This is a genomic window from Pustulibacterium marinum, from assembly GCF_900116665.1.
In the GTDB taxonomy this organism is placed as follows: Bacteria; Bacteroidota; Bacteroidia; order Flavobacteriales; family Flavobacteriaceae; genus Pustulibacterium; species Pustulibacterium marinum.
This window is the reverse complement of sequence record NZ_FPBK01000012.1, coordinates 1-25,543: the sequence shown is the minus strand read 5'-3', so window position 1 is coordinate 25,543 and position 25,543 is coordinate 1. Positions and strand designations below refer to the sequence as shown.

General features: G+C 33.8%; 29 protein-coding genes and 1 tRNA gene. 11 read left to right on the top strand and 19 right to left on the bottom strand.

The features are described from left to right. Window positions 1-58 precede the first annotated feature (58 nt). On the bottom strand, window positions 59-1,135 hold the full coding sequence (gene corA / locus BM383_RS14275) for a magnesium/cobalt transporter CorA (RefSeq protein ID WP_093025825.1): 1,077 nt from the start codon (window positions 1,133-1,135) through the stop codon (window positions 59-61). Between the two features lie 96 nt (window positions 1,136-1,231). Here corA and BM383_RS14270 point away from each other — a divergent pair, with 96 nt between their 5' ends. Continuing rightward, window positions 1,232-1,762 (top strand): 5' nucleotidase, NT5C type, encoded by a 531-nt coding sequence (locus BM383_RS14270; protein ID WP_093025930.1) that lies wholly within the window; start codon window positions 1,232-1,234, stop codon window positions 1,760-1,762. Window positions 1,763-1,788: 26 nt separating this feature from the next. Here the strand turns inward: BM383_RS14270 and BM383_RS14265 are convergent, their stop codons facing one another. From BM383_RS14265 to hisG, 11 genes are all read right to left on the bottom strand, one after another. Further along, entirely contained in the window at window positions 1,789-2,247 is a 459-nt protein-coding gene (locus BM383_RS14265) for a hypothetical protein (RefSeq protein WP_143106428.1), read from the bottom strand. 56 nt (window positions 2,248-2,303) lie between these two features. After that, complete coding sequence (locus BM383_RS14260; protein WP_093025823.1) at window positions 2,304-2,945, bottom strand: thiamine diphosphokinase; 642 nt, start codon at window positions 2,943-2,945, stop codon at window positions 2,304-2,306. Further along, complete coding sequence (gene hisIE, locus BM383_RS14255) at window positions 2,945-3,544, bottom strand: bifunctional phosphoribosyl-AMP cyclohydrolase/phosphoribosyl-ATP diphosphatase HisIE (RefSeq protein WP_093025822.1); 600 nt, start codon at window positions 3,542-3,544, stop codon at window positions 2,945-2,947. The genes BM383_RS14260 and hisIE overlap by 1 nt, the downstream gene beginning before the upstream one ends. Window positions 3,545-3,553: 9 nt before the next feature. Then, window positions 3,554-4,720: an esterase gene (locus BM383_RS14250; RefSeq protein ID WP_093025929.1), complete on the bottom strand. Its 1,167-nt coding sequence runs from the start codon at window positions 4,718-4,720 to the stop codon at window positions 3,554-3,556. Between the two features lie 78 nt (window positions 4,721-4,798). Further along, window positions 4,799-5,554 (bottom strand): imidazole glycerol phosphate synthase subunit HisF, encoded by a 756-nt coding sequence (gene hisF / locus BM383_RS14245; RefSeq protein WP_093025821.1) that lies wholly within the window; start codon window positions 5,552-5,554, stop codon window positions 4,799-4,801. Between the two features lie 30 nt (window positions 5,555-5,584). Beyond that, window positions 5,585-6,307, bottom strand: coding sequence for a 1-(5-phosphoribosyl)-5-[(5-phosphoribosylamino)methylideneamino]imidazole-4-carboxamide isomerase (gene hisA, locus BM383_RS14240; protein WP_093025928.1), 723 nt, complete (start codon window positions 6,305-6,307; stop codon window positions 5,585-5,587). Between the two features lie 65 nt (window positions 6,308-6,372). Then, a complete protein-coding gene (hisH, locus tag BM383_RS14235; protein WP_093025820.1) occupies window positions 6,373-6,957 on the bottom strand; it encodes an imidazole glycerol phosphate synthase subunit HisH in 585 nt (194 codons plus the stop codon). 78 nt (window positions 6,958-7,035) lie between these two features. Then, window positions 7,036-8,172 (bottom strand): bifunctional histidinol-phosphatase/imidazoleglycerol-phosphate dehydratase HisB, encoded by a 1,137-nt coding sequence (gene hisB / locus BM383_RS14230; RefSeq protein WP_093025819.1) that lies wholly within the window; start codon window positions 8,170-8,172, stop codon window positions 7,036-7,038. After that, on the bottom strand, window positions 8,169-9,224 hold the full coding sequence (gene hisC, locus BM383_RS14225; RefSeq protein WP_093025927.1) for a histidinol-phosphate transaminase: 1,056 nt from the start codon (window positions 9,222-9,224) through the stop codon (window positions 8,169-8,171). The genes hisB and hisC overlap by 4 nt, the downstream gene beginning before the upstream one ends. A 50-nt stretch (window positions 9,225-9,274) precedes the next feature. Continuing rightward, complete coding sequence (hisD, locus tag BM383_RS14220) at window positions 9,275-10,558, bottom strand: histidinol dehydrogenase (protein WP_093025818.1); 1,284 nt, start codon at window positions 10,556-10,558, stop codon at window positions 9,275-9,277. After that, entirely contained in the window at window positions 10,558-11,415 is an 858-nt protein-coding gene (gene hisG / locus BM383_RS14215; RefSeq protein ID WP_093025926.1) for an ATP phosphoribosyltransferase, read from the bottom strand. The genes hisD and hisG overlap by 1 nt, the downstream gene beginning before the upstream one ends. Window positions 11,416-11,818: 403 nt before the next feature. Here hisG and BM383_RS14210 point away from each other — a divergent pair, with 403 nt between their 5' ends. After that, the gene (locus BM383_RS14210) at window positions 11,819-12,310 is read left to right on the top strand and encodes a hypothetical protein (protein WP_143106427.1); all 492 of its coding nucleotides are present in this window, start codon (window positions 11,819-11,821) and stop codon (window positions 12,308-12,310) included. Window positions 12,311-12,372: 62 nt separating this feature from the next. On the opposite strand, the gene BM383_RS14205 is transcribed toward BM383_RS14210, so the two are convergent. Next, complete coding sequence (locus BM383_RS14205; protein WP_093025816.1) at window positions 12,373-13,221, bottom strand: DUF2911 domain-containing protein; 849 nt, start codon at window positions 13,219-13,221, stop codon at window positions 12,373-12,375. Window positions 13,222-13,361: 140 nt separating this feature from the next. On the opposite strand from BM383_RS14205, the gene BM383_RS14200 reads away from it, so the two are divergent. The 3 genes from BM383_RS14200 to BM383_RS14190 are packed head-to-tail and all read left to right on the top strand — an operon-like array spanning window position 13,362 to window position 16,046. After that, window positions 13,362-13,859, top strand: coding sequence for an SRPBCC family protein (locus tag BM383_RS14200; RefSeq protein ID WP_093025815.1), 498 nt, complete (start codon window positions 13,362-13,364; stop codon window positions 13,857-13,859). Between the two features lie 2 nt (window positions 13,860-13,861). Then, window positions 13,862-15,166, top strand: a complete 1,305-nt coding sequence (locus tag BM383_RS14195) for a cryptochrome/photolyase family protein (protein WP_093025814.1) — start codon at window positions 13,862-13,864, stop codon at window positions 15,164-15,166. A 40-nt stretch (window positions 15,167-15,206) separates the two neighbouring features. Next, window positions 15,207-16,046, top strand: a complete 840-nt coding sequence (locus tag BM383_RS14190) for an OmpA family protein (RefSeq protein WP_093025813.1) — start codon at window positions 15,207-15,209, stop codon at window positions 16,044-16,046. Here BM383_RS14190 and BM383_RS14185 read toward each other — a convergent pair. From BM383_RS14185 to BM383_RS14170, 4 genes are all read right to left on the bottom strand, one after another. Then, window positions 16,026-16,886, bottom strand: coding sequence for a type IV pili methyl-accepting chemotaxis transducer N-terminal domain-containing protein (locus BM383_RS14185; protein WP_093025812.1), 861 nt, complete (start codon window positions 16,884-16,886; stop codon window positions 16,026-16,028). The two genes, BM383_RS14190 and BM383_RS14185, sit on opposite strands and share 21 nt — an antisense overlap. Before the next feature lie 73 nt (window positions 16,887-16,959). Then, window positions 16,960-18,270, bottom strand: a complete 1,311-nt coding sequence (gene murA, locus BM383_RS14180; RefSeq protein ID WP_093025811.1) for a UDP-N-acetylglucosamine 1-carboxyvinyltransferase — start codon at window positions 18,268-18,270, stop codon at window positions 16,960-16,962. Window positions 18,271-18,286: 16 nt separating this feature from the next. Further along, window positions 18,287-18,946, bottom strand: coding sequence for a DUF4290 domain-containing protein (locus BM383_RS14175; RefSeq protein ID WP_093025810.1), 660 nt, complete (start codon window positions 18,944-18,946; stop codon window positions 18,287-18,289). Between the two features lie 59 nt (window positions 18,947-19,005). Continuing rightward, window positions 19,006-19,293 (bottom strand): DUF493 family protein, encoded by a 288-nt coding sequence (locus BM383_RS14170; protein ID WP_093025809.1) that lies wholly within the window; start codon window positions 19,291-19,293, stop codon window positions 19,006-19,008. Between the two features lie 124 nt (window positions 19,294-19,417). Between BM383_RS14170 and BM383_RS14165 the strand changes: the two genes are divergently transcribed. The 5 genes from BM383_RS14165 (at window position 19,418) to BM383_RS14145 (ending at window position 23,953) form a co-directional block, all read left to right on the top strand. Beyond that, a complete protein-coding gene (locus BM383_RS14165) occupies window positions 19,418-19,960 on the top strand; it encodes an AAA family ATPase (protein ID WP_093025808.1) in 543 nt (180 codons plus the stop codon). Next, complete coding sequence (locus BM383_RS14160) at window positions 19,960-21,858, top strand: RecQ family ATP-dependent DNA helicase (RefSeq protein ID WP_093025807.1); 1,899 nt, start codon at window positions 19,960-19,962, stop codon at window positions 21,856-21,858. The genes BM383_RS14165 and BM383_RS14160 overlap by 1 nt, the downstream gene beginning before the upstream one ends. After that, window positions 21,855-22,811, top strand: a complete 957-nt coding sequence (gene fmt / locus BM383_RS14155) for a methionyl-tRNA formyltransferase (RefSeq protein ID WP_093025806.1) — start codon at window positions 21,855-21,857, stop codon at window positions 22,809-22,811. Before BM383_RS14160 ends, fmt begins: the two co-directional genes overlap by 4 nt. 178 nt (window positions 22,812-22,989) lie before the next feature. After that, window positions 22,990-23,262, top strand: coding sequence for an HU family DNA-binding protein (locus tag BM383_RS14150; RefSeq protein ID WP_093025805.1), 273 nt, complete (start codon window positions 22,990-22,992; stop codon window positions 23,260-23,262). A 127-nt stretch (window positions 23,263-23,389) separates the two neighbouring features. Then, window positions 23,390-23,953, top strand: coding sequence for a YqgE/AlgH family protein (locus BM383_RS14145; protein WP_093025804.1), 564 nt, complete (start codon window positions 23,390-23,392; stop codon window positions 23,951-23,953). On the opposite strand, the gene BM383_RS14140 is transcribed toward BM383_RS14145, so the two are convergent. Further along, complete coding sequence (locus BM383_RS14140; protein ID WP_093025803.1) at window positions 23,950-24,795, bottom strand: aminotransferase class IV; 846 nt, start codon at window positions 24,793-24,795, stop codon at window positions 23,950-23,952. The genes BM383_RS14145 and BM383_RS14140 overlap by 4 nt on opposite strands. Before the next feature lie 54 nt (window positions 24,796-24,849). Next, window positions 24,850-25,233: an START-like domain-containing protein gene (locus tag BM383_RS14135; RefSeq protein WP_093025802.1), complete on the bottom strand. Its 384-nt coding sequence runs from the start codon at window positions 25,231-25,233 to the stop codon at window positions 24,850-24,852. A 155-nt stretch (window positions 25,234-25,388) separates the two neighbouring features. On the opposite strand from BM383_RS14135, the gene BM383_RS14130 reads away from it, so the two are divergent. Beyond that, window positions 25,389-25,462 (top strand) — tRNA-Met (locus BM383_RS14130). Window positions 25,463-25,543: the final 81 nt, after the last annotated feature.

The window sequence follows — 25,543 nt, the reverse complement described above, 5'->3', positions numbered from 1 at the left end:
TTTCGAGGTGCAAAAAGCGACTACCGAAAGCCTGACCCGAAGGGAAACGCCCAACATATTATAACCATTTTTTCCTTTTGAAATAATACACCATTGCAACTAGCATTACTATCATAATACCCCAAACTACAAAATAACCATATTTATAGTGCAGCTCTGGCATGTAGTCAAAGTTCATTCCGTATATACCAGCGATGAAAGTTAATGGGATAAAAATGGTTGCTATTATGGTAAGTACCTTCATTACATTGTTCATTTTGTTACTCATGGTACTCATGTACAAATCTACCATGCCCCAAATCATATCTCGGTAAATTTCAATAGTTTCTATCACCTGTACAATATTGTCATACAAGTCTTTATAATAATTTATGGTCTGCGGATAGACATAGGAAACTTCGGTTTTTTCTAAACGGCTTACCACTTCACGCAGTGGAAATATATTTTTACGAACACGAAGAGATTCTCTCTTTAATTCTTGGATTTCTTGAGAAGCAGATTCCTGTGGATCTTCAAACAATTCGTCTTCAAGATTTTCTATTTTTTCAGCAAGTGCTTCTACAATTAAAAAGTAATTATCTATCACAGAATCTAGAATACAAAAAAGCAAATAGTCTGATTTTTCAGTTCTAATTCTTCCTCTACCGGCTTCTAAACGAGCGCGTAAACCATCAAAAACATCAAATTCTGATTCTTGAAATGTGAGTACATAATCCTCTCCCATTACTATAGATATATGTTCTACAACCAACTCTTTATCTTTGTAATACAACATTTTAGCAATCACAAAAATATAATCTTCATACTCATCAACACGTGGTCTTTGGTGTGGATCTACAATATCTTCCAAGATCAATGGATGTATATTGTAAAAGGTTCCTAAACGCTTGATATCATCTACATTACCAAGTCCGGTAATATTGGTCCAGGTTATGGTATCTTCCGTACCTAAATGATAGGTTTCTTCAACGGTATTATAATTTTTTATAGAGTAATGATCTTTGTTGTAATCTATTACTTCTACATGCAAGCTTACATCTTCTTTATCTCCCATATAGGTCACCGTTCCCGGTGCCATACCTATCTTCTTATGCGTTTTGGAAACTCTCTTTTTACGCAATCTTCGTTTTGCCATATCTAACGTGATGTTTTAGCTAAAATAAAGATATTATTTAGATTGATTTCTTAAAAAATGTTAGCTTTACAAAGAAACCAAAATCTTAATCTCATCATGAAAAAAACCGTAGCCGTGGATATGGACGGAGTTTTAGCGGATGTTGAAAATCATTTCTTAAACCTATACAATCAAAATTTTGGAACAAAACTCACCTACGAAGACATCAAAGGTAAACCTGAAAGAGAAGCTTTTCCTGATCCAGGAGTGGTTATGAAATTTGCTAGCACACCCGGTTTTTTCAGAACTGTTCCTGTGATGAAAGATGCCGTGGAAGGACTCAAAAAATTATGTGATATTTTTGATGTTTATGTTGTTTCTTCCGCAATGGAATTTCCTCAATTCTTAGAAGAAAAATATGATTGGCTTGCCGAACATTTTCCATTTATTCACTGGAAAAAAATTGTACTTTGTGGGGATAAGAAAATTGTAAATACCGATTTTATGATTGATGATCATTGCAAAAACTTAGACTTTTTCAAAGGAACTCCTATTTTGTTTTCAGCATTTCATAATATAGATGTAGACAAATATGTACGCGTGGACAACTGGAAAGATGTGGTTTCCTTATTAAAAATTTATGCATAACATACAAAGAGTAAGCTTATTATAGCTTACTCATCAATTTTCACATATCTGGCGCCACACGCTTCAATACATGGATAATAAAGCGTTAGTGTTTCTGAATTTTCAAAATTGTACGTTATATTCAGTTCTTCTGCACTAGTACAATTTGTATTACTCAACGTAATGGTTCCATAGGTATTGGTTTCATCTTCCGGACTAAAAACAAAGTTAGCAGATGAACTTTCATCGGTATCCATCGTAACATTACAAACAGAGCCGTTACTACTAACCATATCATTGGCATCAGAAAAACTTAGTGTTTTATCGCTTTCCACGTTATTCCATGAACCACTACCATCACCTGGATCAGAGAAAATTTGAATCAATTTCCATGATCCTTCTAAACCTTCAATAGGAACATCACAACATAACATAACTTCATCTTCTTTGTCTTTACAACTAAACAATAGAATAAAACTGAATACGAGTAAAATTTTTGTCTTCATTTTTAAGTTGGTTTTATACTTTAGATGAACTGTTACTGAAATGGTTGCGTGAATTCTTACTTTAAATTTTGAACAAACAACAACAAATTACCTTTGGAAAATTCAATTTGAGCTGTTTCTGCTGTAATAGTATTACGTGTACCCACACGCTTTGCTATGGATAAATTCTCTTTTGTTAATGGATACTTTACTCCTGTAGAAGTAATTTTTTTTGCCTTGGGAAAGGGAAATAAAGAAATGATTTCGTTTTGAAAACCTGATATCTTAGTCTTCTTTTCGGCAAAGAAATAGAATCCAAAATCATCAAAACAAGTAATATTCAACTCTTTTTTGAATTTTAAAATGGAATGTAAATTTCCTAAAAAATGATCGTGTTCTAAACCACTACACCCAAAAACTGCAACACTTTTGTACCCTTCATTTTTAATGAGCTGTAGTGCTTTTTCAAAATCGGTAAAGTTTTGATCTGGAGTGGGTATAATTTCTACCGTTTCATCAATTTTATCTTCTGATAACGAATCAAAATCACCTGAAACCACATCTGGCAACACACCTCTTTTTACAAGTTTATGGTAAGCACCATCGGTACAAAAAATCTTTTTAAACTCTTGTACCAATGGCATATGCTTTGGAAATTGCCCATTAATAAACAAAACTACTTCGCTTCTAGAAGTATAATTTTCTCTAGTAATATGCATTATGATTGTCTTGCTTCTAAAACAGCTGCTATATCTCTTAACGTATAGCCTTTGGCTTGTAATAGTATTAAGTAATGAAATAACAAATCGGCAGATTCGTTTAAAAACAAATCTTCATCATTGTCTTTTGCTTCAATAACAACTTCTACTGCTTCTTCACCAACTTTTTGCGCAATTTTATTGATTCCTTTTTCAAATAGTGATGCTACATAACTTTTCTCTGCTGTTGCATTTTCTTTTCGGTCTTTGATAGTTGCTTCAAGTTCAGAAAGAAATCCGTAAGATGGTGTATTCTCTTCGTCCCAGCAAGTATCAGCTCCTGTATGGCAAGTAGGCCCAACAGGATCTACTTTTACAAGCAGTGTATCGTTATCGCAATCAACAGCAATATCAACCAAGTTTAAAAAGTTACCACTCTCCTCACCTTTAGTCCATAATCGTTGCTTACTTCTGCTATAAAACGTTACTTTTTGTGTTGCCACTGTTTTGGTGTAGGCTTCTTCATTCATGTAGCCCAACATCAACACCGATTTTGTAGTAGCATCTTGAATTATTGCAGGAACAAGTCCGTCACTATTTTTTGTAAAATCAATTTTCATTATCATTTTTTATTTGAAAAGCTTCGGAAGGAATAAAATCAAGTAATCTCTCCAATTAGTCCACTCGTGTCCTCTTCCACTTTCGTGATATTCATAGGTCATGCCTATTGTATCTAGTTTCTCTTTAAATTCTGTATTTGCTTTGTATAAGAAATCTTCAGTACCAATACCTATCCAATATAATTGATAACCATTTTTTTTCTGCTGTTCTAAAGTAACATCTATATTTTCATAAACAGGAGATTTCTTATCAGCTGTTGGTAATGTAGCTGCTGAAAATAAGCCAACATAATCAAATGTATTTGGGTAATATCTTGAAATATGAAGCGAATGATAACCACCCATAGAAAGCCCTGCAATAGCTGTATTTTCTTTTCCTTTTTTAATACGATAATTATCTGCAACAAATTTCATAATATCAGGAAAACTCTCCTCATACGTACCGTCCATAGTTTTAGGTATCATAAATTGTGGTTGATAAAACCCTTTGATTCCTTCACCAGGAGCTGCTTGCTGTATTACATTACCGTTTGGCATTACCACTAGCATTGGTTTTACTTTTCCTTCAGCAATTAAATTATCTAATATTTGTGCTGCAAGCCCCAAAGCCAACCAAGCTTCTTCGTCTCCACCAGCACCATGCAATAAATATAGTACAGGATATTTTTCTTTACTAGTCTCATAACCCGCAGGTGTGTATACGCTTAAACGACGTTGCATATCTAGTTTAGGCGACTCATACCAACGTTTTGAAACTGTACCGTGAGGCACATTTTGTACTTTATAGGTATCTGCATTACCACTTGGTACAATAAACATATTGTAAAGTGTAGAAACATCGCGCACTACAAATGGGTTGTTTGGGTCTGTAGTGGTTAAACCATCTACTACAATTTGATAGGTATGTAAATCTGAAGTCAAAGGTTTTGAAGTATAGCTCCAAATTCCATCTTCAGCTTTAGTCATTTTTGCAGGGATTGTTGCGTAGCCTTCTTTCGGAAGCCAATCTCCTACTATAGCAATACTTGTAGCGAGTGAATCTTTTACTTTAAATGTCACCGATTTATCATCGTTAATAACCGGAGAAGCTAATGGAGCTGCATCAAAAATGGCTTGTTGAGACCAAGCCGCTGTAATCTGTAGCATAACAAATGCCACTAGAAGTATTTTTTTCATGATATGGATTATTTGTTGCATTAAAGATACGGCTTCTTTACCATTTTTCATGCTCCTGTTTTCGGTTTACATTTTAATTTACAAACGAACTAAAACATCATTTTCTTGGAGATACATTTTCAAATCTGGAATTGCAATTTCTTTAAAATGAAACACACTTGCCGCCAAAGCAGCATCTGCTTTTCCTTCTTTAAAGGTATCTAGAAAATGTTCCATAGTTCCCGCTCCGCCAGAAGCAATAATCGGGATGTTTAATGCTGAAGACAATTTTGCCAAGGCTTCATTAGCAAAACCATTTTTGGTGCCGTCGTTATTCATAGAAGTGAACAAAATTTCGCCTGCTCCACGTTCTTCTACTTCTTTTGCCCAATCGAATAAATTTAATTCAGTTGGTACTTTTCCGCCTACTAAATGCACTATCCATTCTCCATCAATTTGTTTGGCATCAATGGCGACTACTACACATTGACTCCCGAATTTAGCGGATAATTCGTTAATCAACTCCGGACGTTTTACTGCGGAAGAATTGATAGAAACCTTATCAGCTCCACTTTGCAACAAAATATCTACGTCTTCAACAGACGAAATTCCACCACCCACTGTAAACGGAATATTCACCTTCTCTGCTACGTGCATGACCAAATTAGCTAGTGTTTTTCTGCGTTCTTCTGTTGCCGAAATATCTAAAAAAACCAATTCGTCTGCTCCGTTTTCAGCATAAATTGCCGCCAATTCTACCGGATCTCCAGCATCGCGCAAATCGAGAAAATTAACGCCTTTTACGGTTCGTCCGTTTTTAATATCTAAACAAGGTATGATTCGTTTTGTAAGCATAATTTTATTTTCTAATTTCTACCTGCTAGTTTATTTCACTATATAATTTTCTAACTGTTTCATCGAAATGCGGCCTTCGTAAATGGCTTTTCCAATGATGGTTCCTTCACAACCGATTTCGGCTAGTTTTGGTAATTCATCAAACGTAGAAATTCCTCCTGAAGCAATTAATTTAATGTTCGCGCATTCAACCAACATTTTTTCGTACAAGGCAAACGAAGGGCCTTGCAACATACCGTCTTTACTAATATCTGTACAAATTACATATTGAATTCCATTTTCTTGATACTTTTGCACAAACGGAATCAACTCTTCTTCAGAAGCTTCTTGCCAACCGCTTACCGCAATTTTTTCATCATTTGCATCAGCTCCTAAAATGATTTTTTCTGCACCATATTTGGCAATCCAACTTTTAAACGTCGTACTATCTTTTACAGCAATGCTTCCTCCTGTAATTTGATAGGCTCCACTTTCAAAAGCAATTTTTAAATCTTCATCAGATTTTAAACCACCACCAAAATCAATTTTCAAACTGGTTTTAGATGCAATACTTTCTAACACTTTGTAATTGACAATATGCTTGCTTTTCGCTCCGTCTAAATCTACCAAATGTAAATGTTGAATACCGTGCGCTTCAAACTCTTTGGCTACCTCTAACGGACTTTCATTGTATATTTTTTTGGTATTGTAATCGCCTTTAGACAAGCGTACACATTTACCGTCTATAATATCTATGGCTGGGATGATTCTCATTTTAAGTTTGATTTTAGAAGTTTGAATTAAGATGCTGAAAACCAATTCAGCATAACACTATCATTTTAACTTAGCTTTAAAAAATTGTCTACTATTTTTTCTCCTGCTTTGCTACTTTTTTCTGGGTGAAATTGTACTCCGTAGAAATTATCCTTTTGTAAGGCAGAAGCGTACAAAATGTCATATTCGGTAGTGGCAATCATTTCATCACAAGCAGCAGCGTAGAAACTGTGCACCAAATACATATATTCGTTTTCTTTGATGCCTTCGAACAAATGTGATTTCAAGTTTGCAATTTGATTCCAACCAATTTGAGGTACTTTTACTTTTGGTGAGAATTTCTTCACTTCCACATCAAAAATTCCGAGTCCGTTAGTGTCGCCTTCTTCAGAATGTGCACACATTAACTGCATACCCAAACAAATGCCTAAAACAGGTTGTTTTAGTGTAGGGATAACAGTATCTAAGCCAGTTGCTTTTAATTTAGCTATAGCACTACTCGCTTCGCCAACACCAGGAAAAATAACCTTATCTGCATTTTTGATTTCTTCAGCATCATCAGATAAAACCGCTTCATAACCTAAACGCTGAATAGCAAATTTGATAGACTGTATATTTCCTGCTCCGTAATTTATGATTACAATTTTCATTTTTTAATAGTATTGATAATTAAGTATTTAGTAATGAGTATCAAACTCGATAACCTAATCGTTATACTCAAATCTATCTTATAACATTCCTTTTGTTGATGGTAAAATCATTTTATCAGGATCGCGTTTTACCGCTACTTTTATCGCTTTGGCAAACGCTTTAAAAATGGCTTCAATTTTATGGTGTTCGTTAGTGCCTTCAGCTTTGATGTTTAGGTTAGCTCTAGCTCCATCTGTAAACGATTTAAAGAAATGATAGAACATTTCTGTAGGCATTTTACCAATCATTTCACGGTTGAATTCAGCATCCCAAACCAGCCAATTTCTTCCACCGAAATCAATTGCAGCTTGCGCTAAACAATCGTCCATTGGCAAACAAAAACCGTAACGTTCAATTCCTAATTTATTTCCCAACGCTTTGCTAAAGACCTCGCCTAAAGCAATTGCGGTGTCTTCAATAGTATGGTGTTCATCAACCTCTAAATCGCCATTCACCTTAATGGTTAAATCCATTTGTCCGTGACGCGATAATTGATCTAACATGTGGTCGAAAAAAGCAATCCCCGTTTCGATTTCACTTTTCCCAGTTCCGTCTAAATTTAGTTTGATGTAAATATCGGTTTCATTGGTTTTTCTAGAAACTTCAGCAGTTCTGTCTTGTAATTTCAAAAACTCATAAATTTCTTTCCAACTATTAGTTTGCAAAGCAATGGCTTTGACCACTTCTTCTTTACCAGCTGTGATTTCATCTGCTCCTAAACTTTCGTGATCGTTGATAAAAATACCTTTTCCACCTAAATTTTTTGCTAATTCAATATCCGTCAATCGATCGCCAATTACGAATGAATTTGCCAAATCATAAGCTTCATTATCAATATATTTGGTCAACAAACCAGTATTGGGTTTACGTGTTGGAGCGTTGTCTTTTGCAAAAGTACGATCGATAAAGATTTCATCGAATTGAACACCTTCATTCTCAAAAGCCTTAAGAATAAAATTTTGGGTTGGCCAAAACGTATCTTCCGGAAAACTATCGGTACCCAAACCATCTTGGTTGGTTACCATCGCAATTTCGAAATCTAATTCGTTGACAATTTTACTCAAGTATTGAAAAACTCCTGGGTAAAATTCTAGTTTGGTTAAACTATCTAATTGATAATCTTCGGGTTCGTAAGCTAACGTACCGTCTCTATCTATAAATAATACTTTTTTCATTGTTGAATTGCTTTTAAGGCATTAACTAATTTTTGATTTTCTTCTGGAGTTCCTACCGTAAAACGAAGGGTGTTTTCGCACAAAGGCTGTGTAGTTCCGTTTCTGATTACGATTCCTTTTTCTACTAGTTGTTCGTAACGTAAATTAGCATCATCAACCTTTACCAATACAAAATTGGAATCGGTTGGATATATTTCATTGATGAATTTTACTTCTGATAAGTTGACAATTAACTTTTCGCGCTCTAGTAAAATAGCATCTACTTCATCTAAAACGTCGTCTATCGCCAACACGCGTTCTAATGCCTTTTGTTGGGTAAGTTCGTTTACATTATACGGCGGTTTGATTTTATTCAACACCGAAATTATTTCTTCGGAAGCATAACAAATTCCCAAACGAATCCCGGCCAAACCATAAGCTTTAGATAAGGTTTGCGTCACTATCAAATTTGGATAAAGATCTAAGAAATTTGCCCAACTTTCATAACCAGAAAAGTCGATATACGCTTCGTCAATTACCACCAAACCATTGAATTCATTCAACAATTGTTTGATGACTTGTGGATCGAAAGCATTGCCTGTTGGGTTGTTAGGTGAACAAATGAATAAGAGTTTTGAATTTTCATCAGCTACCTCTAAAATTTGCTTCACATTGGGTTGAAAATCTTTTTTTAACAGCACTTCTCTGTTCTCCACATTATTAGTTTCTGCCAATACTTTGTACATTCCGTACGTTGGCGGTAATGTGATGCTATTGTCTTCTTTTGGCTCGCAAAAAGCTCTAAAAATCAAATCTAATACTTCGTCACTTCCGTTTCCTAAAAGAATTTGTGCTGGTTTTATCTTTTTTAAATTGGATAAAGCCGATTTTAAATCACGCTGTTGCGGATCTGGATAACGGTTCACTCCATTTTCATACGGATTTTCGTTAGCATCTAGAAAAACCATTTCGGTACCGGTAGCCTTGTATTCGTCACGCGCAGAAGAATACGGCTTTAATTTAGCCACGTTTGGGCGAACCAATTTTTCTATATTGAATGTATTTCTTTTCATTGTGTTTTTCATAAGTTGATGAGATACTGAAACAAGTGCAGCATAACGGTTTAATTTAAACTTTTTAAACGAAGTGATACTGCATTTTTGTGGGCTTCTAAACCTTCAGCTTCAGCCATTAGTTCAATTGCTTTCCCGATGGTTTGAATTCCGGTTTCATCAATTTTTTGAAACGTCATGCTTTTGGTAAAACTGTCTAAATTCACACCACTGTATTGTTTAGCATAGCCATTGGTTGGCAAGGTATGATTGGTTCCCGAAGCATAATCTCCTGCACTTTCTGGCGTATATTTCCCTATAAAAACCGAACCTGCATTTTGAATTCCGTTCACATAGAAATCTTCATTTGTACAACTGATGATAAAATGTTCTGGCCCGTAAGCGTTTATCAACTGTAAAGCCGTTGCGTCGTCTTTTACATAAATCAATTTTGAATTTTCTATAGCTTTTGAAGCGATCTCCTTTCGTGGTAATTCAGCTAATTGTTTTTCAATTTCGGTTTCAACTTCCCCAACAAAATCTTTTGCTGTAGTTACTAAAATCACCTGACTATCTGCTCCGTGTTCCGCTTGTGATAATAGATCGGAAGCTACAAAACTTGCATCGGCAGTAGCATCGGCAAAAACTAGCAATTCAGATGGTCCAGCAGGCATATCTATCGCTACACAATATTTAGTTGCCAATTGTTTTGCTACCGTTACAAATTGGTTTCCTGGACCGAAAATTTTATACACTTGCGGAATGGTTTTCGTTCCAAACGTGAATCCGGCAATTGCTTGAATACCTCCTACTTTTAATATTTTAGTCACTCCACATAATTCAGAAGTATATAAAATAGTAGGATTTACTTTACCTTCTTTATTTGGTGGTGTACACAACACAATTTCTTCGCAACCCGCTAAAGTTGCAGGAATAGCCAACATTAAAATAGTAGAAAATAAAGGAGCCGAACCACCAGGAATGTACAAACCAACTTTTTGAATTGGGCGTTTTTCTTGCCAACATTCAATGCCGTTTTGTGTAGTTACTGAAACTCTTTCGGTTTTTTGAGCAGCGTGAAATTTGGTAATATTTTCTTTCGCTAATTGAATAGCTTTTTTTAATTCAGCTGAAACCTGAGATTTTGCTTCTTGAATTTCTTCTTCGGTCACCGCAAAATCATCTAAAGCAACACCATCAAATAAATTGGTATACTTAATAATGGCCTGATCGCCTTTGGTTTGTATTTCGTGAAAAATTTCGTTTACCGTAGCTTCAATGTCTTCTACAGTTTTAGTTGGCCTTTGTAAAAGAGTTGACCAAGTTTCCGGAGTTGGATTTTCTACTTTTACCATTACAATACCATTTTTTCGATTGGGTTTATTAAAATACCTTCAGCTCCGTTAGCTTTTAATTCGTCTATCACTTCCCAAAATCTATCCTCATTAATTACAGAGTGTACAGAGCTCCAGCCTTCTTCAGCCAACGGCAAAACAGTTGGACTTTTCATTCCTGGAAGAATTTTGATGATATCTTGAACCTTATTATTAGGAGCATTTAGCAGAATATATTTTGAATTACGAGCTTTTAAAACCGACTGAATTCTGAATTGTAATTTTTCAAGAATTGCTTTTGCTTCCTCACTAATTTTTGGAGAAACCGTAAGCACGGCTTCACTTTTAAGAATTTGCTCTACTTCTTTCAAATTATTTTTGAACAGCGTGCTGCCACTAGACACAATATCTACAATAGCATCGGCCAGACCTATATTTGGAGCAATCTCAACCGAACCATTAATAATGTGCAATTCAGCTTTAACACTGTTTTCATCTAGAAAAGCTTGGACAGTGTTAGGGTACGAAGTTGCTATTTTTTTGCCTTCTAAATCTTTAATGGAAGTATACGAAACACTTTTAGGAACCGCCACACATACTCTACATGTTGAAAAACCAAGTTTTTCTACCACTGGAAGATCTTTACCTTTCTCAAACAACAGGTTTTCTCCTAAAATAGCAATATCTACCACACCATCACGAAGGTATTGCGGTATATCTCCGTTACGTAAATACAGTACTTCTATAGGAAAGTTGCGAGCGGAAGCTTTAAGTTGATCGATACCGTTATCGATAGAAATTCCGCAGTCTTTAAGAATTTTAAGGGAGTCTTCATTGAGTCTGCCCGATTTTTGAATTGCAATGGTAAGCTTTGTCATTTCTTTCTTCTTTTTTTGATTTGGTTTGAGCAGTTCTAAAAACAAAAAACCCGTTTGAACTACTCAAACGGGTTTTAAAATTATCTGTCTTTCAATTTATAACATACCAATTTCATCTCGCTTGAGTGCAAGTATGAAAATGATGATGATGAAATTGAATGCTGTTCATTACTTTGTTTTAAACTATGATTCAAACTTAGTAATTATTTTTCAACTAAATGCCACTAAAATCAAGAAAAAATTATTTTTTAAATAAATATCACAACTTTAGAGTTTTACATTTTTTTTAACAAATATTTATTATTACCTTATGAGCTCACAATTAAGCCTTTAACATAAGGCAGTATAAACTAAACAACCAAGCTTAAATTAATGTAGAATTTAAAAAATAATTAAACACTAAATGTTTTACGTAATTACCCCCTCGACAATCCTAGATTATGTAATTTTATTAAGTATTTGTCTCTTTGGTTTTGCCATTGGTTTTTTCCTAGCCATGGCTAAATTTAAATCGCTACAATCAACTACTTCCGAAACGGAGATTCGCACTGAAAACAACTATGTGGTTTCAAATTTTGGCGTACCTGGCCAAATTAAAGCGGTTAAAACCTATGAAAGAGGTATGTATGTAAAATCTGAACCTCAAGAAGATTACCAACCTGAAGACAATGCTTTGGAAAAAGATGATCTCAAGAAATTAAAAGGAATTGGACCTACAGTAGAAAGAAGATTCAATGAAATTGGATATTTTACTTTTAACCAATTAACTGCTTTACAGCAAGAAGATAAAAAGACGATTTCCCAAATTTTATCTTTTTTACCAAATCAAGTTAAGATAGAAGATATTTGCAGTCAGGCTAAATTGCTTTGTACTGCAGAGAAAGTTTCTGCATAAAATATAAAGGGATGTGTTTTTCAAACACATCCCTTTATATTTTTTTGAGCTTTCGGTGAACTTTATTTAGCTCCCCATTCTTTAAGGGATTCTTCATTCATTTTAACGTAATCCTGATTTCCTGCCTTTAAAGCACCATCTAAAGACTTTCTTGCTACTGCTATAGCTCCTTTTTTATCGCCAGCTTTAGCGTAGATCAAAGATTGTTTTCTAAGCATCCAATAGGTAACCTTATTCCCTTGCATTTCCACAGCCTTATCAATATAAGTTTTGGCTTTAGAAATATCCATATTTTCTTCATAATAATAGGAAGCTGCCGCATAATAATCACCTGCTGATGGTCCATTTAGTGCTTTTTCAATGCTCGCCATTGCTTTCTCTTTTGTCATCACCTCAAATGGAACCGCAACATATGTACTTGCCCAAAGAAATTCTAGACTTCCACTATTATTCGTTAAGTTATTAAAATCAATAGTGAACGTTTCTACATCAAATGGAACTCTCATTGTTTCCGCAACATAAACAGCTGCAATTTTTGATTCATCTAATTCCTTCGGTGCTCCCCAATTATTCGTATCTGTATAAAATATAACATCCCAATTTTTTTGTCTTGGTTTCGTGTAGATAGCATAAGATCCTTTAGTTAGCTTGTTACCAGCAATCATTACATCATCACTAAAAGTAATTACTGTATTTTCATTGGCTCCGGTTCTCCAAATCTTCTCAAAAGGGACTAAATCACCAAAAATTTCACGTCCTTTCATAGATGGTCTAGAATAGGTTACGGTAATATCAGTTAATCCAACGCGCTGCTCAATTTTTGCATGTGGACTAGGTTGCGGAGTTGTAATTTGTGCGTTTACAGCAACGCTTGAAATCACCGCTAAAAAAAATAGTTTAAAGTTTTTCATTTTAAATAATTTGATTGTGATCTAAAATAGAAATTAAGCCACTCTTCAAACGTTAATATTATCTTAAAATAAGTAAGATGAAAATTTGTTTAACTTTTAATTTAAATAATTAAACAAAAAATCTAATTACTTTTGACTTCATGAAAATGTATCAATTAAAAGGAACTCAAAAACTACATATTTCCATGGAAGAGGCTTGGAAATTTCTTTCAGACCCCAAAAATCTTAAAACGATTACTCCTGACTATATGGGGTTTGATATTGTTTCTGGATCTACTGGGGAAATGTTTGAAGGACAAATCATTCAATATATTGTAACACCTGTTGCCGGCATCAAAACAAAATGGGTTACCGAAATTACTCATATAAAAGACAAAACATACTTTGTTGATGAGCAACGTTTTGGTCCCTATGCGCTCTGGCATCATAAACACTTCATAGAAGAAATTGAAGGTGGAGTTCTTATGACTGATATTGTTGATTACAAATTACCGGCTGGAATCATTGGTCAACTTGTGCATCCATTTCTAGTGAAACCAAAACTGAGAGAAATTTTTAGTTATAGAGCTGAAAAATTGAAGGCAATTTATGGCGAATTGCAAGAATCGGCTACTACTCTTGAATTTAATTCCTTTTGATTATGAAAGAACAGCCACAAGCCATATTTTGGTTTCGTAGAGATTTACGCTTGGATGATAATGTAGGATTTTCTAAAGCCTTAAGAAGTGGTAAAAAAGTACTACCCATCTTCATTTTTGATGAAGAAATTATCAATTCACTCCCTAAAGACGATGCTCGTATTACGTTTATATATGAAACGTTACAGTCAATGCGAAAAGAATTGCAAGATAATAACAGTTCACTAGCCATTTATCTAGGAAAACCAAAAAACATCTTTGAAAATCTTATTGAAGAATACGATATTAAAGAGGTGTATGCCAATCATGATTATGAGCCCTACGCAAAAGAGAGAGATAAAACGATACAAAAACTTCTTCGGAAAAAAGAAATAGCCTTCAATACTTATAAAGATCAAGTCTTTTTTGAAAAAGATGAAATTGTTAAAAATGATGGCGACCCGTATGTTGTGTACACTGCTTACATGCGCAGATGGAAAGAGCATTTCAAAGAAGAACTACTTTCAGCTCATCAAACTACGCGATACTTTGATGCTCTTTATAAAAATACAAGATTACCTAATGTAAGCTTATCTGATATTGGATTTGAAAAATCTTCTGTAGAGGTAAAACCATATCATGTGACGCCAAGCATGATTCAATCTTACGAAGAAGTTAGAGATATTCCTTCAAAAGATGCCACTTCTTATTTAAGTCCACATTTACGTTTTGGCACTGTTAGTATTCGAAAAATGGTTAAAAAAGCAATTGCTGAGAAAAATGAAACTTTTTGGAGTGAACTGATTTGGAGAGAATTTTTTATGCAAATACTTTATCATTTTCCTCATACTGTTACCAAAAGTTTTAGACCCGATTACGACAATATAAAATGGAGAAACAATCAATCTGAATTTGAAAAATGGAAAGCCGGAAAAACCGGATATCCTATTGTTGATGCCGGAATGCGACAATTAAATCAAACGGGATACATGCACAATCGAGTACGAATGATTGTAGGAAGTTTTTTATGCAAGCATTTATTAATTGATTGGCGTTGGGGTGAAGCTTATTTTGCCGAAAAACTCCTAGATTATGAAATGAGCAGTAATGTGGGAAATTGGCAATGGGTTGCCGGAAGTGGTGTTGATGCAGCGCCATATTTCAGAATATTTAATCCAATTACACAATTAGATAAATTTGATAAGGATAGAAAATACGTTAAACACTGGGTTAAAGAATTCGGTACAAATGAGTATCCAGAGTATATGGTAGATCATAAAGAAGCACGTGAACGTTGCTTAAAAACATATAAAGAAGCTTTGAATTAAAAGGTAAGGATTTTGTATTTTTAGGCGCAAACCTAATATTATGAAATCCTTCTTTGGATTAGTTATCTTTTTACTTGCTTTTAGTAGTCAATTAAACGCACAAAATAAAATCATACAATTGTTTTATGATATGGATGTTCATGCATTGAACAATCAACAAGAACAACTACTTTCCACTTCTCTAGACTCTCTGAATAATGGAAATAATTACTATTTTGATATTACAGGATATACAGATTATGTAGCGTCTAAAGAATATAATATGAAGCTCGCCAAAAAAAGAGCCGATGTGATCAAAAATTTCATACAAACTAATTATCCACAATTAATCAAAAACATTAAAACTTCTGCTCACGGTGAATTGATTACTGAACAAATTACATCTAACAATTCAGGTAACTCAGAAAATAGAAGAGTTGATGTTGTAGTTCTTTTTGCTGAAAAAACAGCTTATATTCCTTTGGATAAAAGTATGTTCATGGGAAAAAATTACAACGAACTTAAAAAGGGTGACTCCATTGAATTAAAAACGCTTCGATTTGTACTAAATACTACCAATCTCAAAGAAGAATCTAAAAAAACACTTGACACAGTAGTACAAGAATTACGTAACCATACTTCTGTAAAACTTCGTATTGAAGGGCATGTTTGTTGTGGAGATATTTATACACCCTACGCAGCTGATTTCAAAAAAAATCAAGAAAAACTTTCAAAAAATAGAGCTCAATCTATTATGAATTACTTGATTTCTAAAGGAATTAAAGAAACTAGATTGAGTTATATTGGTTACGGATTTAAACGTCCAAAAGTATATCCTGAAAAAACTGAAGCCGATAAAGCAGCAAATAGAAGAGTTATTTTAAGAATCACCTATTTGTGATATATCATCTATTGTATCGCCTTTAAAAGTTTTTGTATTCTCTACAATATTTGAGATACTTTTCTCCAAATCTTCGGCAGAAGTCTTCAATTTTTCTAAATACAAAGGGTTATATTCATCCCTATCGTCAAACTTTATCAAATGAACTAATCCCAGAATATTTGATAAAGGCCTTCTTAATTCGTGTGATTGAATATGTGCTATACGTTTTAATTTTTCATTCTTATCTCGTAAGCTCTTCTCTGAATCTTCCAACGCTAAAATATGAGACTCTAATCGTTTACTTATAGGACGATAAATAAGAAAAACTTCTGAAACAATGATTAAAATAGAAATTAAGGCTAAAATAATTTCAGTAATAATGATGAAAACCAGTTTATTATTGGCGCTTTGTTCCAACTTCTTAACTGCTGCATCCATAACTTGCAAAAAATCATTAAGCTCTGTAGAAACTTCTATTAGTTCTGCTTCATTCATTGTTGAGTTATAGTGAGCTTTCTTTGAAACTGCTGAAATTATAGGAGTAAGTTGCTTTAATAATATTTGAGCTTCACTATCATCTACAGGGTGTAAATCCCACTGATCATCACCGTTGAGTAAAGCATTATGGGCACGCATCCATTGATTTAAAAACGAATTTAAATTCTCACTAGTTGTGTGCCCATCATGTATTTTGTAAAATTCTAAATTAATACGCTGGCTTAGCATACGTTGCCTACCCGCAATATTAATAACCTCGGCATCTTCTTTCTTCTTCTGCAACCAGTATTGAATAAATATTTGGTTACATGTAAGTACCAAAACAGAAATAGCAACACCAATTAAATACTTTCTTTTCATGTTTATAGCAACCGATATGAAGATTTTTTCTAAAATAAGAAAAAAACCACAGATTCCTCTAAAAAACTAACTTTTAGCTAACTCTGGTAATTTTAGCTCCTATTGCTCTAAGACGTTTATCTATATTTTCATAACCTCTATCTATCTGTTCAATGTTATGAATGGTAGAAGTTCCTTTTGCTGATAGTGCTGCAATTAAAAGCGAAACTCCTGCTCTAATATCTGGAGAAGTCATGGTTGTTGCTTTTAATTTTGACTTAAAATCATGACCTATTACCGTAGCTCTATGTGGATCACAAAGAATAATCTTTGCTCCCATATCAATCAATTTATCAACGAAGAACAATCTACTTTCAAACATTTTTTGGTGAATCAATACTTCACCTCTTGCTTGGGTGGCTACAACCAAAATAATACTTAGTAAATCTGGTGTAAAACCTGGCCATGGAGCATCTGAAATCGTAAGAATAGATCCATCTATAAAATTCTGAATTTCATAACCATCGGTATGTGCAGGAATGTGAATATCATCCCCACTTCTTTCTATGGTAATTCCAAGTTTCTTAAAAACATTTGGAATCAACCCTAAATCATCCCAACTAACATTTTTAATGGTCAATTCGCTTTGCGTCATAGCTGCTAAACCAATCCAGCTACCTATTTCAATCATATCTGGTAGCATCGTGTGCTCACAACCACCTAATTTCTCAACACCTTCAATAGTTAGCATATTAGAACCAATACCAGATATTTTGGCGCCCATTTTATTAAGCATTTTACAAAGTTGCTGTAAATATGGTTCGCAAGCAGCATTGTAAATAGTGGTAGTACCTTCTGCCATAACAGCTGCCATGACAATATTTGCAGTACCGGTAACAGAAGCTTCATCTAAAAGCATATAGGCTCCTTTTAGTTTTTTTGCCTCAACGCCGTAAAAATGTTCTTCTTTATTATAACGAAATTCAGCTCCAAGTTTGATGAAACCTTCAAAGTGGGTATCTAATCTTCTACGACCAATTTTATCTCCACCTGGCTTAGGAATATATCCTTTCCCAAATCTGGCTAAAAGCGGCCCTACTATCATAATAGAACCCCTAAGACCTCTACCATCTTTCTTAAACTGTTCTGATTGCAGATAGTTTACATCTACATCATCCGCTTGAAAAATGAAACTTCCTTGTTTTTTCTTTTGGATTTTCACTCCTAGATTTCCTAAAAGATCAATCAATTTGTTAACATCAATAATATCTGGAATATTGTTGATAGTTACTTTTTTGTCGGTTAACAAAACCGCACATAAAATCTGCAAGGCTTCATTTTTTGCTCCTTGAGGTGTAATTTCTCCTTGAAGCTTATGGCCTCCTTCTATTTGAAAAGTTCCCATGATGTGTACTTACTAATTAATGGCGTTTCTTACCGTAATTTTTTCCTTTGTTATTACGGTTGTTTTTACTTTTGTAGTTATTATTGTTTGAACGCGATTTTGGTTTGGTTCTTAAAAGATCTGAACTTGCGGTAAGGTCTTCTTCAAAACGAGCTAGATTTATTTGTCCATCACTAAGTTCATATAAATGCTTGAAAATAACTTCGTCTTCCACAGAATCTTTATTCCAACTCAAGAAACTTTTTTTCATATGGTTGGCAATATTATATTTCAATGCTTGCTTCAAATCTCCATCTTCCCAGCTTATGCATACATCTATCATTCTTTTAATATTATTTCCGTAGAAACGATATTTTGGATGATTTTGAGGATACGCTAGCGGTTCAGGTCTTTGTAAATATAATTCTTCAGACGGTTGTGGGTAAGGAGAATCCACATCTAAATCAAAGTCTGCCATGATAAATAACTGGTCCCAAAGTTTATGCTGAAAATCAGGAACATCTCTTAAGTGAGGATTTAAATTTCCCATCACTCCTATGATAGCCTTAGCTATTTTATTACGTTCGTCTCTGTCTTCAGTTTCTTTGCAATGATTAACCATTTTTTGGATATGGCGACCATATTCAGGAATTCTCAAATAATCCCTCTCTGTATTATATTCGATTGAATCTATCAAAATGTAGTAGAATTAAAAAATCTTCAGTGTATACCTGCAAAATAGTAAAATTCCTTTATTTACAAAGAAATTACACCTTCTATTTTGCCAACTTCTTTATAAAAGAAAATTACTTCGTCTGGATTTTTCAATTTTAGATTGATTGAAATACTAGAAAATTTTCCACCAGAAGATTGTTTGGTTGTGATTACAGCTCCTTTATTATCAAAAATAGACTCAATTTGCTGTATTTTTTCTTCGCTTGTAGGTACAATAAATTTGTATAAATATTCAGATGGCCATAAAGAAGTATTGTTTAATTCTTCTCTCAATCTATCATAAAATGCTGCTTCTTTTTCTGTACTCATAAAATTTCTTATTGGGTTCAAATATACTTATTCTAAAGTAATATGCTTGCAAGAGTTATACCGTTTGCAGCAGAACTGACAAATTAAGTACCTTTACGCCCAATTATAAGTATTGATTTGATATATGAAGCCGAAAAAAATTGTAATAACCGGAGGACCGGGTTCTGGAAAAACATCAATTATCGATGAACTTCTCAAGAGAAAATTTCATTGTTTACCAGAAATATCGAGAGAAGTAATTCTAGAAGCGAGAAAAAAAGGTATAGAACAATTATTTTTAACACATCCGCTTTTATTCTCTGAAAAACTATTGCAAGGAAGAGTTGAACAATACAATCAAACCTTACAATTAGATGAAACAATGGTTTTTCTAGACCGTGGAATTCATGACGTTTTGGCGTATATGGATTTTATTGGTGATGAATATCCCGAAAGCTTTGTAGATTCTTGTAAAAATCACGTATACGATACTGTTTTTATTTTACCACCATGGAAAGACATCTACATTTCAGACAATGAACGTTATGAAAATTACGATCAAGCTTTGAAAATACATGAAAATCTAAAGAAAACATACGAGTCCTATGGCTACGAACTTATGGAAGTACCTACTGGAACCGTAGAAGAACGTACTGATTTTATCATCAACGTAATCAATTATCTATAATGAAAACTCCTCTTGAAGTTTTACAAACATACTGGCAATTTGATGCCTTTAGAGATACTCAAGAGGATATCATCAATACCGTTTTAAACAACAAAAACACCGTAGCTTTGTTACCTACAGGCGGTGGAAAAACAATTTGTTTTCAAGTTCCTGCGCTGGTAAAAGAAGGTATTTGTATTGTGGTTTCTCCTTTGGTCGCCTTGATCAACGAACAGGTTACAAAACTCAAAGAAAAAGGTATTAAAGCAATTGCTTTAACTGGTGGAATTTCTAGCAATGAGCTTGATTCCTTACTTGACAATGCCATTTACGGAAACTACAAATTCCTGTATATTTCTCCTGAAAGATTACAGCAAGAAATTGTGATAGAACGCATAAAGCAAATGAATGTTTCGCTGATTGCAATTGACGAAGCTCACTGCATTAGTCAATGGGGAAATGACTTTAGGCCAGCTTATAGAAACTGTAATATTTTAAAGGAATTATTTCCAGAAATACCTACCATAGCGCTTACCGCTTCTGCCACACCTAAAGTTTTAGAAGATATTCAAGAAAATCTTGGAATAAAAGATGCGAAGGTTTTTAAAAGTTCATTTGCTAGGCCCAATGTTGCTTACATGACTTTTAAAGACGAGAATGTAATCTATAAAACCATTCAAATTCTTAGAAAAAATCCGGGGTCTTCTATTATTTATGTTCGAAATAGAAAAGCTACCAAAGACATTTCAGAAAAACTTCAAAAAGAAAAAATAGCAGCAGCATATTTTCATGGTGGATTAAGTACAAAAGAGAAAAACGAAAAGCTGCAAAAATGGTTACATAACGAAATTCAAGTTATGGTGGCCACCAATGCTTTTGGAATGGGTATTGACAAACCCGATGTACGAACAGTAATACATTTAACCTATCCTGATAGTATTGAAAGCTATTTTCAAGAAGCCGGTCGTGGAGGAAGAGATGGTAAAAAAGCATTTGCAGTGTTACTAAAAAATAGGTTTGAAGAACAGCAAGCCATAAAACAATACATTTCCGTTTTACCTACTTTAAAAGAGATCAAATACATTTATAAAAAACTGAACAATTACTTTCAGATTTCTTTTGGTGAAGGTACCGAAACAAATTATCCATTTCAATTCAATGATTTTTGTAGTACATACGAATTACCGCAAGCGAAAACTTTTCAAACTTTAAAGCTGTTAGATCAATTTTCTATTATTTCTTTAACTGAAAATTTTAGAGAAAAACACACCATTCATATTTCGGTTTCATATTATGTGTATGAAGAATATTTGAGAAAAAATCCGTTGTTTCAAAAACCAATGGAAGCCATCATTAGAACCTACGGAGGAATTTTTGAAGGCGCTACTCAAATAAATCCAGATTTGATTGCAAAAAAATGTGGCGTGAAAGTATCACAATTAGAAAGCATTCTAAATCAATTAGAGGCAGATTATGTAATAGAATATACTGCCACCAAAACAGATGCTGAAATTTTATTTTTGGTTCCCAGAGAAGATGATCAAACCATAAATGGTATTGCTAAACAAATTTTAGCTCAGCAAAACCATATCAAAGAACAAGTGAAAAGTACAGTTCACTTTATTAATAATGATGAAGTTTGTAAAAGTATTCAGCTTCTCTCCTATTTTGGCGAAAAAAATACTACACCTTGCGGAATTTGTTCAGTTTGTATAGCACAAAAAAGGAATTCCACACCAGCCCTTTATGATATCATTAAAGATGATATTTTAAAAAAAATCCAAACCAAAGCATTAACATCTCAAAGCATTTGTTCTTTGCTTACATATAAAGAAGATCATATTATAGATAGTTTACAAAGAATGCTATCTGAAAACACGATACATATCAACGATAGAAACGAATATTACATAAAATGAAAGACCTTAGAATAGTTTTTATGGGAACTCCCGATTTTGCTGTTGCAACTTTAGATGCATTGGTAAAACATAATTATAATGTTGTAGGTGTAATTACAGCACCCGACAAACCTGCAGGAAGAGGAAGAAAGTTGCAACATTCTGCTGTAAAAGAATATGCGCTAAGTAAAAACCTTCACATTTTACAACCTACCAACCTTAAGGATGAAACGTTTCTTTCTGAATTAAAAAGTTTGAATGCTAATCTACAAATTGTTGTAGCTTTCAGAATGTTACCAAAGGTTGTTTGGCAAATGCCCGAATTAGGAACTTTTAATTTACATGCTTCATTATTACCCAATTACCGTGGAGCGGCTCCAATTAATTGGGCTATCATAAATGGAGAAGAAAAAACAGGAGTCACCACCTTTTTTATTGATGAAAAAATAGATACCGGAGCTATGATTCAACAATCAGAAGTTATTATTGACGAGAAAGATTCTGCCGGGACACTTCATGATAAATTAATGACTGTTGGCGCAAATCTGGTTATAGATACTGTTCAACAAATTGAAAAAGAATCCGTTGTCACCACAATTCAAGACGACTCTATAATTACAAAAGATGCATTTAAAATTCATAAAGATACTTGTCTAATCAACTGGGAAGATTCGGTAGAAAACATCTACAATTTTGTTCGTGGTATGAGTCCTTACCCTACGGCGTGGACGGTTTTGGAGCAGGATAATGAATCACTAAATGTAAAAATATATACAGTATCTAAAGAAAAAACTGATGTTACTGAAAAACCAGGAACCCTTATTGCTTCAAAAAAAGAGGTAAAAGTTTCCGCCTTAGACGGTTACATTTTTCTGAAAGAAATTCAACTACCAGGAAAAAAACGCATGGATATTAAATCAGTTCTTAACGGATTTTCGTTTTCTGAAAATGCCATAATGCGAAAACCCTTGTAAACACTAAGGTTCTTAAAATTTTAAGATATGCAAGTTCAAATATCAACATTTCCATAAACTTATGAACATTTCATCGGATTTCCCACGAAAACACTTGCATAGTAAGCAAATCCCTCTATATTTGTTAACGGTAAACTATTAAGAATACACCAATCATTAAAATTTTAAATTTAAACTTATGAATAAAACAGAATTAATTGACGCAATGGCAGCAGACGCAGGAATCACCAAAGCAGCTGCAAAAAAATCATTAGAATCTTTCTTAGGAAATGTTGAAAGCACTTTGAAAGGTGGAGGAAAAGTTTCATTAGTAGGTTTTGGTTCTTGGTCTGTATCTGAAAGATCAGCAAGAGATGGTAGAAATCCACAAACCGGAGAAACTATTAAAATTGCTGCTAAAAAAGTAGTTAAATTTAAAGCCGGAACAGAATTAAGCGACGCAGTAAACTAATTTATAGTTTTTGTATAAAGATCTTGAAAGCACCCATGATTGGGTGCTTTTTAATTTTCTACCTTTTTTTTTATTTGCTTGCTATTTTCATGAAAATCTTCTAAGTTTATGAAAAACCCGATAGCTTATGGTTGCACTTAAACCCGAAAAAGGATTACTTCTTGTAGCAGAACCATCTATTATTGGTGATGTTTCTTTTAATCGTTCAGTTGTTTTACTTGCCGAGCACGGTACATTGGGCTCTGTTGGTTTTATATTAAATAAACCTCTTGATTTTAAGTTAAGCGAAATCATTCCTGAAATTGAAGACGATCGTTTTAAGGTTTATAACGGAGGACCTGTAGAACAGGAAAATCTATATTTTATACACAGAATCCCACAACTTATTCCAAATAGCATTGAAATAGCTTCAGGGATTTATTGGGGCGGCGATTTTGAAAGCATTATAGATTTGATTGCTAAAGGAGCTGTTCAAATTTCCGATATCAAGTTCTTTTTAGGATATTCAGGTTGGGCTGCAAACCAATTGAATGATGAACTTTCTGCAAGCTCTTGGGTGGTTTCAAAAAATAACCTGCATAGCAGCCTTATAAAAAAGTCTTCTAAAAATCTATGGAAAGAGAAAATAGAAGAATTAGGCGGTGATTATCTTCTCTGGTCAAACGCACCGGAAGACCCTACTTTCAATTAAGAAAGTCGGGCAGCTGCATTTAATTTTCCAACTAAACTTTTCGCAAAGTCAGTTGTATACGTTTTTTTTCGGTATTTGGTAATTGGTTGAATACCTATAACTGTGTTGGTTATAAATAGTTCATCTGCCTTTTGTAATTCAAACGGAGAAATTGAAGTTTCCTCTAAAGTATAGCCTTCTAAATTCTTTAAAATCTTTAATAATTGCTTGCGTGCAATTCCATTGATACAACCATCTAAAATTGGAGGCGTTTTAATTACATTTTTCTTTAACAAAAATATGTTTCCATTCAAAGCTTCTACTACATTCTTAGATGTGTTTAGCAATAAACAGTTCTGCAAATCATTTTCGGAGGCAAAAATACTTCCCACAACTTGTAGTGATTTATTATTGGTTTTTAATGATGATAACAAACCTGGCGCACTATAAAAATCTTTATAAAGATCCACCTCATAAGCAGCATCATCAATAGTGTAAAATGGATTTTTAAGGCGTTTTACTTCTATATAATAAGAAACATCATTTGTGCTAGGTGTGTACAAACCTCCATCGTTTCTGTATACATTAAACCGAACTCTTACCGCTAGTTTTGATAATTGTTGCGCTTCAATCAGCTTTAAAATTTCAGCTTCAAAAAATTCCAAGGTAAAACTCATTGGGATTTCCATTCGTAAGATTCGCATAGAAGCCATTAATCGTAGATAATGCTCCTCTGCAAAAATCACTTTCCCATTGATTACTCTAATAGTTTCAAAAAGTGCGTCTCCAAATTTAAAACCTCTGTTATCAAAAGTTAATTGATTTTGACTTGTAGACTGAATCGTTCCGTTAAAATTTACCATAAAAAAAGCCCTGAAAAATTTTCAGGGCAAATATATAATATTATGATTTAGTTTCTAAGCTGAACCTAATACATGTTTTAAATCTGAGATTTGATTTTCCCAAAGCATCTTTGCTTCATCCATTTCGTCTTCTTCGGCAAAATCTGTTACTACCAATGAAACATCTTTGGTAATTTCGTCAACTACGATTTTCATCTCAAAAAAGTAAGCATCATCATTGTCTTCCCATTTAAACTTTACCAATTCTCCATTCTTTTTGCGTACCAGTTTGGCATATTCTTCTGCACCATCCCAAATAAAGGTAAATTTTTCTCCACGTGAATTCACATTGTCTGCAAACCACTCCGACAAACCAGAAGGAGTTGATATATATTGATATAACAATGATGGTGATGAATGCACCACAAATTCTAACTCGTACTTAACTTTTTCTTCCATATAAAAACCTTTATTTCTATTATAAGTCCGACAATATAGCCAATAAATTAAAAATTCAAAACTAAATTTTCTTTAAAAATATTTTTTAAAATTACATTTGGAGGAATCAATTTTAGTTTTATATTTGCACCCGCATTCAAGGATGTATGAATAATGGCGAGGTAGCTCAGTTGGTTAGAGCGCAGGATTCATAACCCTGAGGTCACGGGTTCAACTCCCGTCTTCGCTACTCCAAAGCTCGAAACGGTAGGAAATACAATGGTTTCGAGCTTTTTTTCTATTTTAGGTGTGTCAAAATTGTGACACGTGT

Excerpts from the sequence above, each read along its gene's own strand:
- corA (WP_093025825.1), bottom strand. The coding sequence starts at position 1,135 with ATGGCAAAACGAAGATTGCGTAAAAAGAGAGTTTCCAAAACGCATAAG.
- BM383_RS14270 (WP_093025930.1), top strand. The coding sequence starts at position 1,232 with ATGAAAAAAACCGTAGCCGTGGATATGGACGGAGTTTTAGCGGATGTT.
- BM383_RS14265 (WP_143106428.1), bottom strand. The coding sequence starts at position 2,247 with ATGAAGACAAAAATTTTACTCGTATTCAGTTTTATTCTATTGTTTAGT.
- BM383_RS14260 (WP_093025823.1), bottom strand. The coding sequence starts at position 2,945 with ATGCATATTACTAGAGAAAATTATACTTCTAGAAGCGAAGTAGTTTTG.
- hisIE (WP_093025822.1), bottom strand. The coding sequence starts at position 3,544 with ATGAAAATTGATTTTACAAAAAATAGTGACGGACTTGTTCCTGCAATA.
- BM383_RS14250 (WP_093025929.1), bottom strand. The coding sequence starts at position 4,720 with ATGAAAAAAATACTTCTAGTGGCATTTGTTATGCTACAGATTACAGCG.
- hisF (WP_093025821.1), bottom strand. The coding sequence starts at position 5,554 with ATGCTTACAAAACGAATCATACCTTGTTTAGATATTAAAAACGGACGA.
- hisA (WP_093025928.1), bottom strand. The coding sequence starts at position 6,307 with ATGAGAATCATCCCAGCCATAGATATTATAGACGGTAAATGTGTACGC.
- hisH (WP_093025820.1), bottom strand. The coding sequence starts at position 6,957 with ATGAAAATTGTAATCATAAATTACGGAGCAGGAAATATACAGTCTATC.
- hisB (WP_093025819.1), bottom strand. The coding sequence starts at position 8,172 with ATGAAAAAAGTATTATTTATAGATAGAGACGGTACGTTAGCTTACGAA.
- hisC (WP_093025927.1), bottom strand. The coding sequence starts at position 9,224 with ATGAAAAGAAATACATTCAATATAGAAAAATTGGTTCGCCCAAACGTG.
- hisD (WP_093025818.1), bottom strand. The coding sequence starts at position 10,558 with ATGGTAAAAGTAGAAAATCCAACTCCGGAAACTTGGTCAACTCTTTTA.
- hisG (WP_093025926.1), bottom strand. The coding sequence starts at position 11,415 with ATGACAAAGCTTACCATTGCAATTCAAAAATCGGGCAGACTCAATGAA.
- BM383_RS14210 (WP_143106427.1), top strand. The coding sequence starts at position 11,819 with ATGTTTTACGTAATTACCCCCTCGACAATCCTAGATTATGTAATTTTA.
- BM383_RS14205 (WP_093025816.1), bottom strand. The coding sequence starts at position 13,221 with ATGAAAAACTTTAAACTATTTTTTTTAGCGGTGATTTCAAGCGTTGCT.
- BM383_RS14200 (WP_093025815.1), top strand. The coding sequence starts at position 13,362 with ATGAAAATGTATCAATTAAAAGGAACTCAAAAACTACATATTTCCATG.
- BM383_RS14195 (WP_093025814.1), top strand. The coding sequence starts at position 13,862 with ATGAAAGAACAGCCACAAGCCATATTTTGGTTTCGTAGAGATTTACGC.
- BM383_RS14190 (WP_093025813.1), top strand. The coding sequence starts at position 15,207 with ATGAAATCCTTCTTTGGATTAGTTATCTTTTTACTTGCTTTTAGTAGT.
- BM383_RS14185 (WP_093025812.1), bottom strand. The coding sequence starts at position 16,886 with ATGAAAAGAAAGTATTTAATTGGTGTTGCTATTTCTGTTTTGGTACTT.
- murA (WP_093025811.1), bottom strand. The coding sequence starts at position 18,270 with ATGGGAACTTTTCAAATAGAAGGAGGCCATAAGCTTCAAGGAGAAATT.
- BM383_RS14170 (WP_093025809.1), bottom strand. The coding sequence starts at position 19,293 with ATGAGTACAGAAAAAGAAGCAGCATTTTATGATAGATTGAGAGAAGAA.
- BM383_RS14165 (WP_093025808.1), top strand. The coding sequence starts at position 19,418 with ATGAAGCCGAAAAAAATTGTAATAACCGGAGGACCGGGTTCTGGAAAA.
- BM383_RS14160 (WP_093025807.1), top strand. The coding sequence starts at position 19,960 with ATGAAAACTCCTCTTGAAGTTTTACAAACATACTGGCAATTTGATGCC.
- fmt (WP_093025806.1), top strand. The coding sequence starts at position 21,855 with ATGAAAGACCTTAGAATAGTTTTTATGGGAACTCCCGATTTTGCTGTT.
- BM383_RS14150 (WP_093025805.1), top strand. The coding sequence starts at position 22,990 with ATGAATAAAACAGAATTAATTGACGCAATGGCAGCAGACGCAGGAATC.
- BM383_RS14145 (WP_093025804.1), top strand. The coding sequence starts at position 23,390 with ATGGTTGCACTTAAACCCGAAAAAGGATTACTTCTTGTAGCAGAACCA.
- BM383_RS14140 (WP_093025803.1), bottom strand. The coding sequence starts at position 24,795 with ATGGTAAATTTTAACGGAACGATTCAGTCTACAAGTCAAAATCAATTA.
- BM383_RS14135 (WP_093025802.1), bottom strand. The coding sequence starts at position 25,233 with ATGGAAGAAAAAGTTAAGTACGAGTTAGAATTTGTGGTGCATTCATCA.